16 protein-coding genes are annotated in these 15343 nt (G+C 35.0%); 1 reads left to right on the top strand and 15 read right to left on the bottom strand.

All coding sequences use genetic code 11. The features are described from left to right. Window positions 1-2: 2 nt before the first annotated feature. The 15 genes from JOS54_RS02825 to JOS54_RS02755 all read right to left on the bottom strand — a co-directional run bounded on the left by JOS54_RS02825 (window position 3) and on the right by JOS54_RS02755 (window position 14943). Complete coding sequence (locus tag JOS54_RS02825) at window positions 3-1535, bottom strand: lipopolysaccharide biosynthesis protein (RefSeq protein WP_203245561.1); 1533 nt, start codon at window positions 1533-1535, stop codon at window positions 3-5. Window positions 1536-1538: 3 nt separating this feature from the next. After that, on the bottom strand, window positions 1539-2537 hold the full coding sequence (locus JOS54_RS02820) for a Stealth CR1 domain-containing protein (protein WP_203245560.1): 999 nt from the start codon (window positions 2535-2537) through the stop codon (window positions 1539-1541). Further along, complete coding sequence (locus tag JOS54_RS02815) at window positions 2537-3499, bottom strand: phosphorylcholine transferase LicD (RefSeq protein WP_203245559.1); 963 nt, start codon at window positions 3497-3499, stop codon at window positions 2537-2539. Before JOS54_RS02815 ends, JOS54_RS02820 begins: the two co-directional genes overlap by 1 nt. A gap of 1 nt (window position 3500) precedes the next feature. Next, window positions 3501-4379: a phosphorylcholine transferase LicD gene (locus JOS54_RS02810; protein ID WP_203245558.1), complete on the bottom strand. Its 879-nt coding sequence runs from the start codon at window positions 4377-4379 to the stop codon at window positions 3501-3503. 56 nt (window positions 4380-4435) lie between these two features. After that, window positions 4436-6268 (bottom strand): nucleoside-diphosphate sugar epimerase/dehydratase, encoded by a 1833-nt coding sequence (locus JOS54_RS02805; RefSeq protein WP_203245557.1) that lies wholly within the window; start codon window positions 6266-6268, stop codon window positions 4436-4438. 63 nt (window positions 6269-6331) lie between these two features. Next, on the bottom strand, window positions 6332-7012 hold the full coding sequence (locus JOS54_RS02800; RefSeq protein ID WP_370541416.1) for a sugar transferase: 681 nt from the start codon (window positions 7010-7012) through the stop codon (window positions 6332-6334). A 20-nt stretch (window positions 7013-7032) separates the two neighbouring features. Then, window positions 7033-8265, bottom strand: a complete 1233-nt coding sequence (locus tag JOS54_RS02795) for a DegT/DnrJ/EryC1/StrS aminotransferase family protein (RefSeq protein ID WP_203245555.1) — start codon at window positions 8263-8265, stop codon at window positions 7033-7035. Window positions 8266-8335: 70 nt separating this feature from the next. Next, a complete protein-coding gene (locus JOS54_RS02790; protein ID WP_203245554.1) occupies window positions 8336-9034 on the bottom strand; it encodes a PrsW family glutamic-type intramembrane protease in 699 nt (232 codons plus the stop codon). Between the two features lie 120 nt (window positions 9035-9154). Then, entirely contained in the window at window positions 9155-9361 is a 207-nt protein-coding gene (locus JOS54_RS02785; protein WP_203245553.1) for an ATP-binding cassette domain-containing protein, read from the bottom strand. After that, window positions 9321-9575 (bottom strand): SPASM domain-containing protein, encoded by a 255-nt coding sequence (locus JOS54_RS02780; protein WP_203245552.1) that lies wholly within the window; start codon window positions 9573-9575, stop codon window positions 9321-9323. Before JOS54_RS02780 ends, JOS54_RS02785 begins: the two co-directional genes overlap by 41 nt. Window positions 9576-9616: 41 nt before the next feature. Further along, window positions 9617-10246, bottom strand: a complete 630-nt coding sequence (locus JOS54_RS02775; protein ID WP_203245551.1) for an HAD family hydrolase — start codon at window positions 10244-10246, stop codon at window positions 9617-9619. A 45-nt stretch (window positions 10247-10291) separates the two neighbouring features. Then, entirely contained in the window at window positions 10292-11671 is a 1380-nt protein-coding gene (murC, locus tag JOS54_RS02770; RefSeq protein WP_203245550.1) for a UDP-N-acetylmuramate--L-alanine ligase, read from the bottom strand. A gap of 155 nt (window positions 11672-11826) precedes the next feature. Beyond that, on the bottom strand, window positions 11827-12714 hold the full coding sequence (locus tag JOS54_RS02765; protein WP_203245549.1) for a fructose bisphosphate aldolase: 888 nt from the start codon (window positions 12712-12714) through the stop codon (window positions 11827-11829). A gap of 157 nt (window positions 12715-12871) precedes the next feature. Beyond that, window positions 12872-14041, bottom strand: coding sequence for an iron-containing alcohol dehydrogenase (locus JOS54_RS02760; protein WP_203245548.1), 1170 nt, complete (start codon window positions 14039-14041; stop codon window positions 12872-12874). Further along, on the bottom strand, window positions 14038-14943 hold the full coding sequence (locus JOS54_RS02755) for a TIGR01212 family radical SAM protein (protein WP_203245547.1): 906 nt from the start codon (window positions 14941-14943) through the stop codon (window positions 14038-14040). Before JOS54_RS02755 ends, JOS54_RS02760 begins: the two co-directional genes overlap by 4 nt. Before the next feature lie 51 nt (window positions 14944-14994). Here JOS54_RS02755 and JOS54_RS02750 point away from each other — a divergent pair, with 51 nt between their 5' ends. Next, entirely contained in the window at window positions 14995-15168 is a 174-nt protein-coding gene (locus tag JOS54_RS02750; RefSeq protein WP_203245546.1) for a hypothetical protein, read from the top strand. The last annotated feature ends 175 nt before the right edge of the window (window positions 15169-15343 follow it).

Genomic DNA, 15343 nt, shown 5'->3' with positions numbered 1-15343 from the left:
ACCTACTTTTTTCTACTTAATGTTCGTAAAACAATACTCAACAAATGCTTGAACTCATTCGTTTTATAACTAAACCCAACCCAAATAATACCATAAATCACGATAGCTATCACGAAACGAAGTAAAATAGCCACCAAACCATAGTTTTTAACAAAGACTTCCGCTAATCCATAAGCGGCTGAACAAGCCACAATCGCTAACATAACATACAAGCCAATCTTCTTTAAATATCCCTTTAAGCCAAAGCTAAATTGGAAACCAAACAAAGCCCAAGCTTCCCAAGGAAAATAAACAAAGATAAACACAAAGATAGTTGGCCATAGAACCCCTGAAATATCATGGGTAATGGAAATCCAAAGAATACTGCCAATTAAATTGATAACCAAGCCAACATATGGCTTTAACCAATCCTTTGTCCATAAACCGGCCGCATCACGATAGGTTAGCTGCATAATTCGAAACATCCAAGAAAAGAAATAAACAACAATCAAAATCATCAAATCATTTCTTAACAGATAATCTTTACCAACCCATAATACAATAAATGGTTGATACATACATAACATACAAGCGGCAGCCGCTCCAACAATCCCTAGCCAACCATAGCTTAGAGTAATAAATGTTTTATAGTTAGCTTCTTCACTGTCGGTGATTAACTTATTGCCAATACCGGCAATACTACCGTTGGTCACAATTTCAATTAAAGCATTCACTGCTGTTAAAATGTAGTAATAATTACTATATTTTGATAAAGTCGCTAAACCTAGGAAAGAAGAAATTAAGATACTATCAATACTTACCAAAACCGTACTTCCTACTTTGTGACCAAATAAAGTTAGAACTCGCTTTTTAATGACCCTCTTTGTTTCATCATCCACTTCCCCACGACAACTAATTTCAGGGAATTCTTTTCGTGCCATCCATAATATCGCTACATTATTGGGAATGACCATCATCAAATAAATACCCATATAAATGTAGTAATTTGGAATTAAAAATAAGAATAAAACCTGCAAAACATACATCACAATCGACTTAATCGAAGAAATCTTTAGGAAAATATCCTCTCTTTGATAGGCGGAGAAAATTGCTGTATTGTAGGAAAACATCAAGTAACCAAGAGAAGTCTCCAATAAATAAATAACAAATAAAACCTCTAGGTTCATACTCGATGGATAATCACCACTCACTAAATTCTTGACAAATGGAACCAGTGCTAAACCGGAAAATAAGATGACTAAACCCACATACTTATACACTTTCTTAAAATAGTTCAACAAGGCACAGAAGGTATCCATATCATCATTTACAACCGCTCGATACATCATAAATACCAAAGAAGAACTAAATCCCATATTAGCTAAGTTCAAAACACTTAGAATGGATGTAAACAAACTTCCTAAGCCATTGTATTCAGAACCTAGCCGGTAAATGATAATTGTCTTGACAACAAAGGATCCCAATATTGTTACAAGACGGTAAATCATCCCCCAAGATGCATTTCTTACTGTATTTTTTGCTCGATTTAATTTCATAGTTTACCTAATTTCAAATGAAGATGGATTTGGATAACGCTTTTGAAAAGCTCCATCAATGAACTTCTGTTCCAAGTCCATATCAAAATCACCCGGATCATCGTTAACACAAATCACTCTTTTACGTGGCTTTAAGATTGCCTCTTGGATGGTACCTGAATTTTGGTGACCAATCGTAAAATAATCAGAACTTGGCTTCATTGGTGAAAATTCTCCTGAAACCAATTGCCAATAACGGAATAAATATTGATTCACATCGGCTTTATTTCTAAATCTATGTTCACAGGTTTGTTTTAAATCCTCCGAATAAGTCTGCCACACTTCTTCAAATGTTTTCTTATTATAAGAAATAACAGAATGAAAATTACGGAAACCTGTAAAACAACTGAATGGAAGTAAATACAAATTATTTAATAATAAGTGACCATATTTAAAGCTCAACCACTTAGAACGATGCTTTGAAATCACTTCCTTTTTAGCAAATTTTTCATTTATCAAGGCCATCATGTTCAACATAATATATGGCATGAAATTTTCTCTAAGATTATTTTTTATCACGCCGAGAACCGCCGCATCCTTTGGTAAGCCATTATCAAAAAAATCTTTCGGTTGACAAGGTAAATTCAAATACACATCATCGTTAAAATAGATAAAATGGTCAGCCAAATCAGGAATATGATGAAGATTTAACTCAATTACATGCGAACTAAAAGTTGGTAAGTATTCCTTTGGAATGAAATCTTCGTGTTTCACTAAATGAATTTTTTCATGATGAATATTTAACCATTGGGGATAATGACCAAAAGTTAAGAAATGAATTTTTCGGACCCATGGCGCATTTTCTTCAATAGCACGAAACCAATAACGAAAAGTATCCCATGCTCGATAGCGTGAAACATGATTATCGGATAACTTATCAGATGTATACTGATTGTGCACTTGAATCCAATTAGGATCACTTCCATCCACCCAAGGAATCACAATATCAATTGGACTATTCATTATAAGTCTCCTTTATAATAAATATCGTTATGTTCTTCCAAATCCTTCTTTAAATCCATACTAAAACCAACAGAATAGTGTTTCTCACGATCTGCCTCCGGTGGAATGGTCATATAATCGTTGTATTGATTTTTAAGATACGTATCATAATCATGAGGAATATTGATTTGCATATCCTCAAAAGTTGCTTTCACTGGTGGATAATATACTTCTTTCGGCATAATATGACCAAAATAATGACCCATATCCGTCGGTACAGCCCATAAATTCGATGGTTTATGCCATTGAACATAACGATCAAAGGCATCCCCCCATTTCTTATACGAACGGAAAGAGAATAAAAAACCAATCACACAACGAATACGATAGTTGATTTTTCCTCCGCTTGTTTGATAGAAAAATTGTTTCTTTTCTGGACTGCGATAATGATAGAACAAAGTGGATACTGCAATGTATTGCAAAAACATAGCAGAATAGCCCTTAAAGAAACGTGCTACTTTATTCATTGGTACAGCTTCAATCGGAAAAATATCAATGTGAACACCTTTTGGGAATGGTGTATTGTAGTCAAAGAAGCTTGCTTTTAAAGTGTTTTTCTTATAAATAGCAGAAATCATGCTTTCTAAATAATACTTGGAATTGGGAGAAGTCATCTCGTACTTATCCCCCATCTCTTCATCAAAAATTTCAATAAAGCGTTTCAAATCTTCATGGGGCATTAGAATATCCACATCATCATCCCAAGGAATAAAACCATTATGACGAATGGCTCCTAAACAGGTTCCTCCTGCCGCCATATAACAAATACCATGTTTCTCACATACACGGTCAATATCTTTTAAAATTTCTAAAAAACAAGCTTGAAGTTGTTTCAATTCTTGTTCATTCACTTCATGCACGATGTCCACCGGTGGTGTACTTTGCATCGCTTTTCTGGTGGACAATGCGTCTCTAATTCCCATGTCACTTCACCTCTTCTTTTTCAACACAATATTGTATACCCTTATACATCTTATAACTATTTTTCATATCATAGAACTTAATATTATGTCTCAATATTCGATCTTCTTCTTTTGGTGGTGTCATATAATCCCCATAAGAAACTTCCAGCCACTTCTTATAATCCTTCGGTACAGGCATCTGTACTCCTTCAAATAAAAGATGTTCCGGATGCTCAAACCATTCCTTTGGAAAGCGTTGACGCATAATGGTTAAGCCCTCCACAAAAGAGGCGACTTGACCATTGTTCTTTTTACCAAGTGCCAACATTCTCTTTTCACATTTCTTCCAAATTCGATAACGATAATCAAAGGATTTCACCATAGACAAAGCCAACTTTGTCATGTTATACATAAACTTACTCTTATGAGCTGGTAAGCGTTGGAAATTGAAACACGCAAACATCATGGCATAAGGAATTTGTAAAAAGCGTTTAATTGGATTCGCCGCCACATCGTCCACTGGAATGACATCAATCATAATACCTTGGTGAATATCATTGTTTTCATTATGGTAATTGATAAAGGTTGTATTATTATCTTTAATTTCAATAACCGCATGATGAATATTCATTTTATCATTGGAACGAACGCATGAAAAACGATTCTTATCCGCATACTTTTCCCATAAAGATTCTAATTTTTCATAATCCTCTCTTAGCATGAACACATCCACATCATCATCCCAAGGTATCATTCCTTGATGGCGTACTGCTCCTAACAAAGTGCCACCTGCTAAGACAAACTTCAAACCGTGCTCTTCACAAAATTCTTTGAAATACATTAAAATACCAATTAACTTTTCTTGTATTTCTCTGATACCATATTCATTTTTTGTGTCCATCGCTCTTTCCTCCTCAAAAAAGAAATTTAAGCTTAAAACCAAGCTTAAACTTTCTTTTATTTCAATGGTGTAATCAAATCAATAATTGACTGATTTGTAAACTGATTTGTTTCTAATAAATTTTCTAACTTCGAAAGTTTATCGCTTACTAAATCCATGGATATATCCTCCGGTTGTGTGATAAAGATTAAATTGTTGTTCGTTTTCTTACATTTTTTCGGATCTAACAGTAATTCTTCATACAACTTTTCTCCCGGTCTTAAGCCGGTGAACACAATTTCTATATCCTCACCCGGCACATAGCCAGCCAATTCAATTAAATTCTTCGCTAAATCTAAAATCTTAACCGGTTTACCCATATCCAAGATAAAGATTTCACCTGTATTCGCAAAAGCACCCGCTTGTAGCACCAATTGAGCCGCCTCTGGTATTGTCATAAAATAACGGATGATATTTGGATCGGTAACGGTTACCGGACCACCATTTTCAATTTGTTTCTCAAATAAAGGAATAACGGAACCATTGGAACCTAATACATTACCAAAACGAACCGCGCATAACTTCGTAACACCATTGTCTTTATAACCTTGCACCAATAATTCGCACATACGTTTCGTTGCCCCCATGACATTGGTGGTACGAACTGCTTTATCCGTTGAAATCAAAACAAACTTTTCCACATTAGCCTTAATGGAAGCTTCAATTACATTCTTTGTTCCAAAGACATTGTTCTTAATGGCTTCTAATGGCGAATCTTCCACTAATGGTACATGTTTATGCGCCGCCGCATGAAATACAACATCCGGATGAACCTCTTGAAAGATTTCATCCATTCTCTTTTGATCACGAACGGAACCAATCAAACAAGTTAGTTTTGATTTATCAGGGTGGTATTTCATATTCAATTCCATTTGTAAATCATACATATTATTTTCATAAATATCGATTAACACTAAACGTTTTGGATTAAAAGTGAAGATTTGGCGCACCAACTCAGAACCAATTGAACCACCTGCACCAGTTACCACAACAATCTTCCCGGTTAAAAAAGTACCAATCGTTTCATTATTCAAATTTAATTCTCCACGCCCCAATAAATCATCCATCTTAATGTTACGAATAGAAGCTGTTTCCTTCTTTGCACCATCTTGGAAGGTAAAACCGACAATGCGTGTTCGTAATTTCAATTCATGGCACTTTTCAATCAATTTTTTCAAGTCTTCTTTTGTAATATTCTTAATCGCAATATAAGCCGTATCCACATTGTAATCAGAAATAATAGCTGGTAAATCATCATCGGTACCAAGCACCGATACGCCATTTAGAATCTGTTTCTTTTTCAAAGGATTGCGATCCACAAAGCCAACCACGCGAGAGTCATACCGATTTGAACTCATAATTTCTCGTAAAGCCATAACACCTGCTTGACCTGCCCCAAGGATCAAAGCACGATGATTTCTCTTTTGTAGACGAGCTGTGCGACGATACAAACGATACGCCATACGAACTCCAACCATTAAAAGAACTTGTAAAATAAGGGCAATCAATGGCAATGAGCGGAAATAGTCTTCAAAATTGATCGTAATGACAACTAAAAACCAACATATATTCCCGAATAAAGAAGCCATACCAACACGAATGACTTCGTCTAAAGAAATGTATTGCCATAAAGAACGATTTAGATGGAATATAAAGAAGGAAATCACATTTAAAATAACCGGAATAAGCATGAATTGCCATAATAAATCAAAAGCTGCTTGATAGCTTAAGCGACCCAAATCAGTACGAATAAAATAAGCCAATCCATAAGCCATAATTACTAAAACTGTATCAATAATCACTAAAGACACTTCTCTATATTTTTTTATCCAGTTTGTAATTTTGCTCATACGACACTTCCTTCTAATAAATCACTCTAATTATAAAGTTTTATTGATACAATGACAAATTCTTCACTTTATAACAGCCACAATCGTTTTTAATACTAATTGCAAATCTTTTAAGACGTGAAATTCTTTCAAATATTGAAGATTATACTTCATTTTCTTAGGTAGAATTTGTTTCACATAAGTTTCGTTTACATCAGTGCTATTTGCCAATAAAGTATCTTCATCCTTATAGGTAATACTTGCTTCACTAGTTACCCCGGCCGGCAACAACAACGTCGCTAACATTTCTGTTTCATATTGTTTCACATAGCGAGCCACTTCTGGTCTAGTTCCTACAAAAGACATATCGCCTAAGAAAATATCAATTAATTGTGGAATTTCATCCAAACGAAGTCCTCTTAATTTTGAACCTACTTTTGTGATTCGGCTATCATATAAGGTTGTGACCTGAACGTTGCCCTTATCTGCATCGGATACCATTGTCCGAAACTTGTGAATACGAAAGATACGACCATATTGTGTCACTCTTTCTTGACGAAATAGAATGGGACCTTTGGAATCCAATTTAATCCAAATGGAAAGAATTAGGAAAAGTGGTGATAACAATACTAACAAGACCAGTGAAAAAAGAATATCAAACAAACGCTTTAATATAAGACTAAATTGTTTCTGACATAAATATTCATAATAAGGTTTAATTTCTTCTTTTTGAAACTCAACCGGTAAATTGTCCCACTTTTTCAAAATCCCTAACATAATTCCCCTTATTTCAAATATTCGCTAACAATCTTTTTAACCCAATAAATGACATAGTCCTCATCTTCTTCGCTCATCAACGTATGATTTGGTAATGTGATTAGGTTGTGATAATAGTTATAGGCATTTGGATAATCTTTCATATCAAAACCCATATTCTTATACGCTGTCATCATTGGTAATGGCTTATAATGCACATTACAAGCAATTCCTTGTTCTCCTAAGCGTTCAATGATTTCTCTTCTTTCTGCATCATCAATACCTGGTATGCGAATGAGGTATAAATGACCGGTGGATGTGTATTCTTCACTATAATGTGGTACGACTTGAATCCCTAACGGTTTAAAAGCCGAATCATACTTTTCATTAGTAGCTCTTCTTTTTTTCAATAAATCGGGATAACGATCAAATTGTGCTAAGCCGACAGCCGCCAACAAATCCGTCATATTGCACTTAAACCAAGGACCAATAATATCGTATTCCCAAGAGCCTAGCTTACTCTTAGACAAAGCATCTTTATTTTGTCCATGCAAGGAAAGTAGTTGTAAACGCTTATAGATTTCTTCGTTGGAAACCCCTGGAATATCCTTCCAAGTTAAAGCCCCACCTTCAGCAGTAGTAAAGTTTTTAACCGCATGGAAAGAAAAAGCACTAAAGTCAGCGATGGAGCCAACCATCCTACCATGATAGCTTGAACCAAACGCATGCGCTGTATCCGCACAAATAGCGATACGACCAATCGCCTTTTGCAAATCATTCTTTGCTTGAAATAAATCTTTCTTACTTTCAACAATCTTAAACAAACGATCGTAATTACAAGGAACACCACATAAATCCACTGGAATAATGGCTTTCGTTTTGGTTGTGATGGATTTTTCCAAGGCATCGTAATCTATTAAATTACTATCTTTTTGACAATCCACTAACACAATCTTAGCACCCACATGATCAATAATAGAAGCAGATGCTGTATAGGTATAAGCACAAGTAATCACTTCATCTCCTTCACCAATACCTAAAAGACGTAAAGCCATTTCAGCACAAGCTGTCTGACTGTTCAAACAAACCGCTTTTTCAACGCCAATCCATTCCGCAATTTTCTTTTCTAATAATTTCGTGCGAGGACCAGTTGTAATCCAACCGGACTTTAAAGCCGCAACCACTTCTTCCACTTCTTTATCACTAATGTCTGGTGGACTAAAAAGAATTTTTCTTGCTTCTAATGTTGCGTTATTTTCCATACCGGCCTCCAATTTTAAAATTTTTCTTCTTAATTATAATCTTTTTCTTATTTTTTTCTATTGCATACCATTAAATCCGTTTATCCATACGACTTCCTATTTGGATTAATAAGGAAGACGCACAATATAACACAATGATAAAAAGGTAAAACATATTCTTATAATAACGACTTCTCATCATTAAAGTACCATCGTATAAACCATGATAAATCACTGGCACAACAAGGGCTAAAATAAGATAAATATACTTGCGAACCATATAGCCCTTTTTCTCCATTATCTTAGCGTGACTATACATTAAACCCATTCCTATACCAAAACATAAATGCCCCGGTATTGAAAACAAGGCTCTTTCAAACGCTACCCTTAAACCCAATTGATAAACATATAAAACATTCTCGAAAGCCGCAAAACCTAACGAAACTGCCACTGCATACACAATTCCATCAAAACGATAATTAAAGTTTGAATCTCGCCAAGAGAATATCATCAAAAAGAGAAGCTTCATTCCTTCTTCAACCAAAGCAACCGCAAAAAATGCATAGTAAAAAGGATAATATAGATTTCTTTGTCTAACGAATAAAGATAGGATTACTTTTGGCCATTTACCCATATAAATAACCACCAAACCAGCTAATACTCCGGCAACTAATAATTTAAAAATAAGTTTCTTTGGTTCAGATTCTATTTTATCTATCCGATATACATAATTTAATAAGAGAAAGGCAGGAGCCAAAGCTGCTACCAACATAAAAATTCCACTATTCATACATCCATTCCTTTCCACTGCTAAGTATATTTACTATTCTCAGCTTGCATTCTTAAAAATACATCTTTATCAATGATAACCTCATAACTGCTTTCAACATAGTACTTTGTTGCAATTCCATTATTGGCTGCTCTTTTCTTTGATGACAGTTACCTGTCCCGTATCCGGTAAGATTAAGCCCATCATCATTTTTAATAGTATGCTTTTTCCACTACCATTCTCTCCACTAATGCAATATCCACCTGTAAAAAAAGAATAGGAAATTTCTTTTAAAACCGGCTGTTTATCAAACCTCTTGGAACAACGTTCTAATTTCAAATATTCCATTCGACAAGTTCCCCTTTTTTTCCAAATAGTTTCCCATCGCTAAAATCAATCTATCCATAGCAACGCTCAAATACTCTTTATTACATTCCTTTTTAGTGCCTTGGATAAAAGCATTATAGGCACAACCTCCATTGCATAAAAATAAATACGGACAATTTTCACATTCCATATCCACATCCTTTTCACACCATTGGCTTTGCATTAAGGTATCCATATATGGCTTTTTCCAAAAAAATCTTTGTTTAGTAGTACATTTCAAAACCACTCCAATAGACTATTTAAAACACGAGCGCCTGTTTTTTCTAAAACCGAAAAGGATTGGTGTCCTTGAGCAATTAAATAAATATTTTCAACGCCAATGGCTTTTGCGACTTCATAATCGTGGTCGGTATCTCCTAGATAGGTACAATTCTTAGGATTGATTTGTTGGCTTTGCATCCAATCCATAGCTCGTTGAACTTTGGAATTGGCTAAATGGTCTTGAATACCAATCACATCATCAAAAAAACCATCAATCTTCAAATTTTTAACTTGTTTATCAAGTTCATTTTGTTGGGTAGCGGACAGGATGACCTGACGGTAGCCTTGACGTTGAAACTCTTTCGCTCTTTCTTGAAAGCCTAGGCATAAATCAATGGTTTGATAACCTTCATCAAAGCGCTTTTGGAATTCATGTGTAATTTGTTCGTAAGAAACCTTCGTCAAATCATAACCCATCTTTTGATAGTAATGAATCACGGGAAAACAAAAGTTTTCTTGGTATAGTTCTTTCGTTATATATGGTACTTGTAAGTTCCAATCCTTTGCCATTTGATTTTCAATATCAATGCATAATTGAACATCATCAATGATGGTGCCATTAAAATCCCATATCATGATTTTCATGTGTTTATTGTACTAAAAAGAAAAAAGAAAGTGAATGTTCACTTTCTAATTCTCTTGGACTAATTCTTCACCAATTTCGTAGACATTACCTGCCCCAAGCGTTAAACAAAGATCTCCCTTTTTTAAATTCTTTTTTAAATAATCTTTAATTTCTGTAAAGCTTCCTAAGCTTAAGGCATTACCACCTAAATCATGAATTCTTTTTGCTAATAAATCAGATGACATACTACCGTCATTAACTTCTCTTGCCGCATAGATAGGAGCTAGTAGTACTTGATCCACCTGACTTAAAACTTGAGCAAATTCTTCAAATAAGAACTTTGTACGACTATAAGTATGCGGTTGAAATACTATCACCAAATGGTCATGTGGATAATCTTTTGCCATATCTAAGGCCGCCTTGATTTCTTGCGGATGATGAGCATAATCATCAATGATTTCAATATCTTTATAAAAGCCTTTTTTTTCAAAACGACGGTCTGCACCATGAAAATTCTTCAACCCTTCTTTAATAGCTTCAAAACGGATGTCAAAGGAAAGCGCCACCGCTATGGCAGCTAACGCATTGGTGATATTGTGTTGACCACCAACTGATAGTTCAATTGAACCTAAATACTCTTCTTGCAAATAAACATCAAACTTATTTCCACCATGATTTAAATGTTGAATATTCTTCGTGTACAAATCGCCTTTGTACAAACCAAATTGAAGTACCTTACCTGGATAATCTTGAACAATTTCTTCTACGTTATCAATCGCGGAATGGATAACTACGACGCCATCCTTGGATGTTTTTAAAACAAACTGATGGAAAGAATTGCGAATATCTTGAATGTCCTTAAAAAAGTCTAAGTGGTCTTCTTCAATGTTTAAAATAATAGAAGCTAATGGTTTTAAAGCCAAAAAAGAATTGGTGTATTCACAGGCTTCTGCTAAAAAAACTTCACTATGCCCAATACGCACATTACCCTGTATCTTTTTAAAGTTAGCACCAATAGAAATAGTTGGATCCAATTCAGCCGCTAAGAAGATATAACTTAACATAGCCGTCGTAGTTGTTTTCCCATGAGTTCCCGCAACCGCAACTGAGTTATGATAGTGAGCCATAACCTCTGCTAATAAATCCTTTCGATTTAATAAAGGAATACCCAGTTTCATTGCTTGTTGATATTCTGGATTATCACTATGAATAGCAGCTGTATAGACAACCACTTTATATTTATTTGTGATATTCTCCGCTTTTTGACCAATAAAAATAGTCGCACCCTCTTTTTCTAAGTGCTCTGTGTTCATGGAACCATGGGCATCCGAACCGGCAACTTCAAAGCCACGGTCTATCAAAATATGAGCTAAACCGGACATAGATACCCCACCAATACCAATGAAATAAACCGATGTTGGTCGATCAAACTGAATCGTCTTCATAAGAAACCCTCTTTTTCTTTACTAGTTTAGCACAATCAATTCGTTTTATTTTTGAAATTCAAACACTTGTTTCAACATGTCTACCCTAGCTTTTGTATTGATTTTAGTTTGTTTATTATAAAAAGTCTCCACGATAGTGAAGACTTTCTTAGTTCTTATTTAATAGAAGCTTGATAGATTGAATTAGCGGATTGAGCTAATAAAGCATCAAACTCTTCATCCGTTTGTTGAGCAGATAAGCCTTCTACTAAAGCTCTTGAGAAAGAAGCAATTAAACCATGATTACGAGCCAATTTTTCATTCGCTACTTCACGCGAGTAACCACCTGATAAAGCAACCACACGAACCACATGCTTATCTTTCATAAGTTCTTCATAATAATTATCCACATCTGGAATAGTGAGTTTAAACATCACTTTCACATCAGCTTCTAATTGACTAAGTTCAGCCAATAAAGCTTTCTTTAAGTACTCCTCCGCCTTTGTCTTTTCCGGACAATGAATATCCACTTCCGGTTCAATGATTGGCACCAAGCCATACGAAGCCACTTTCTTAGCCACCTCAAATTGTTGAGAAACAACATCCTGAATACCCTTTTCATTCGCTTCCTTAATAACCGAGCGTTCTTTGGTACCAAAGATATGATATTTGACCGCTTTTTCTAACAATTCATCCAATGTCGGCATTGGTTTCATCAACTGAACGCCATTTTCTAACTCAGCTAAACCTTTATCAATCTTTAAAAAAGGAACAACCCCTTTATCTTCCCATAGATAATCAGCGGTGTATTTATGATTCACTTTTCTTTCCATGGTCATTTCAAATAAGATAGCACCAATCATTTTTTCACTGGTAAATGAAGCCGATGTAACAATTCTTGTTCGCATTTGGTGTACCAAATCAAACATTTCTTCTTCATTTTTCCAAGCATCTTCACTAAGTCCATACGCCTTCAATGCTTTTGGTGTGCTTCCTCCACTTTGATCCAAAGCAGCGATAAAGCCTAACCCGGACGACATTCTCTCTAACATTTCTGTATTCATAAATCCCTTTCAGAGTAACAATCTCTTACTACCTTTCTACTTTAGTTATATACCACTAACCCAAAATTTCAAGAAGATTGTTCATCAATCCAACAAATCCAGTTGATTAAGGGCATAGGCGATACTAAAATACCATCTATATCAAAGAATAAATACTTCATTTTCTTTCTCCTTGAATGGTATAAAGAACATCTTCAAAATCTTTTATTGTCCAAATCACCGGTACTGGATAGGTTGGATTGGTCTCCTTTTCCGCTCCTTTAGCTAAGAAAGGAATATCTTTCGTTTGAATTTCAGCTAAATGATTTGGAATATCCATCTTTTCATTCATGGAAGAAAGCCAAGGAATAACCTCTTCCTTCTTTAAACCAATAACAGAACCAATTTCTTGTAAAGAAGTTTGAATACCAGCCCCATATTTTTCTAACACAATTGGTAAACAAACCGCATTGATATAACCATGTGGTAAATGGTATTTAGCCCCTATACCATGAGAAAGCGCATGAACAGAACCTACATAATTATTCGTAAAAGCAATCCCGGCTTTATAAGAGGCTTCCAGCATTTTCTCTCTTGCTTCTAAATCTTCTCCATTTCGATAAGAACGATATAAATAACGATGAATAAGAGCAATCGCTTCTAAGGCATAAGCTTTAGTTTTTTTATTATTGAAATAATTCATATAAGCTTCTATTGCATGGGTTAAAGCATCCATTCCACTATATGCCGTTAAAGAAGCTGGTAAAGATAGCAATAAAGCAGGATCTAAAACCACCACCTTAGGAATTAAGAAAAAATGATTTAAAGAACGTTTGCGCCCCATCTTTTCGTCTATAATGACAGCTCCAGCTGAAACCTCCGAACCACTACCCGCCGTCGTTGGTACGCAATACAATGGATCTAAATGGTACTTCAATTTTCCTTTCATCACATCCGTATACGATATTTCCGGATTTGAAACCTTCGCCAAAGCTACTTTAGAACAATCCATCACTGAGCCACCCCCAATAGCGATTAAAGCTTCCGCATGAATTTGTTTATAAAACTCCACTAATCCTTTCACGTCTTCAAGACTAGGATCTGGATGCGTTTTATCATAAACCGCATATACAATTCCACAATTCTTTAAAGCCATAAAGAATGGTTCCAAGGTTTTTCGTTTGATAAAACCAGAAGTGGTGACCACCATTATCTTTTTCACTTTTAGCTTTGAGGCGAATTGAACTAACGTATTTTTCCCTTGGTATAGCTTCGGTAAGAACTTTAATTGCGTCTTTTGAATGGGACTAATAAGTGCTTGTTTCAAACGTATAAGATTTGTATTCATCGACTTGCCTTTCGTATCTCTTGTTGAATATAGTTTAACACATGCCTTTTATTCGCTGACCATTTCGGCTCGATTAAGTTTTTCTTATCCCCATCTCCGGTCATACGATGGATGACACAAGTTTCCGGTAGGATTTTCAAGCATTGAATTAAAACCGCTGTGTATTCTTCTAAACTAAAGATATGAAAAGGATGTTCTTCATATTCCAATGCCATTTGTGTTCCCTTTAAAAGATGAAGCCCATGGATTTTAATACCATCCAAACTAGGTTTTAAATCAGAAAGATAACGCATACTAGCATACATCATTTCTTCTGTTTCAAAAGGAAGTCCTACAATCATATGAACAATAACCGTCATTCCTATTTTCTTTAAATCCACATAGGCTTTTTCAAAAACATCTAAGGAATAACCACGATGAAACGCCTTTGCACTTTCCTCATGGATGGTCTGTAAACCAAGTTCTATCCAAACGGGTTTTATCTTATTTAAAGCTTCTAAACCTTCTAACATATCTTCTTGTAAGCAATCCGGTCTTGTTCCAATAGCCAAACAAACAATTTCTTCTTTTTCGATGGCTTCTTGAAATAAAGATAATAAACGTTTCGTATCCCCATAGGTATTCGTAAAAGATTGAAAGTAAGCTATATATTTCCATTTTTCTCTAGCAATGGATTTTGGAAATTTAGCTTCCACTTTCTTTTTAGCTTCTACGATTTGACTTGAAATATCTTTAGGACGGCTCGCAAATTCACCTGCTCCTCTTTCTGAACAAAAAGTACAACCACCATAGCCAATAAGTCCATCCCGATTGGGACAAGTACAACCGGTGCTTAAGGATAAACGATAGACTTTCGTACCAAACAATTCTTGACAATAATCCGACATTGTTTTCATTTTCATATTCCTATTATTCCTTAAAAGCCAGGAAAAGAGAATGCTATAATAGGGCAAATGGAAAAAAGTATTCGCTTTCAAGATAAGCTTAAAAACCAAATGATTAAAATTGCCATGATTAGTCTTGTTTTATTAGTACTGGTCTTTTATTGTTCGGCTTATATTTTTAACCAACACTCTAGCCATCAACGATTAAAAAATAATAATGATAAAATTGAAGGATTCGGGTGATGATGATATTGTGGTAGCTTTGAGTACTATTTTAACCATTATAACGATTGTATCACTATTGATCTTTAATGGTTTTTCAAAAGAAAAGGAGCGTTTAAACTCTCCTTTCCTTTATGAAATAAGCAATAATACTTAAACCGATGATTTGTCGTAAGATAATTATCCAACGAAGTTC

Source organism: Bulleidia sp. zg-1006 (assembly GCF_016812035.1).
Taxonomy (GTDB): domain Bacteria; phylum Bacillota_I; class Bacilli_A; order Erysipelotrichales; family Erysipelotrichaceae; genus Bulleidia.
This window is presented reverse-complemented; position numbering and strand designations above follow the sequence as displayed.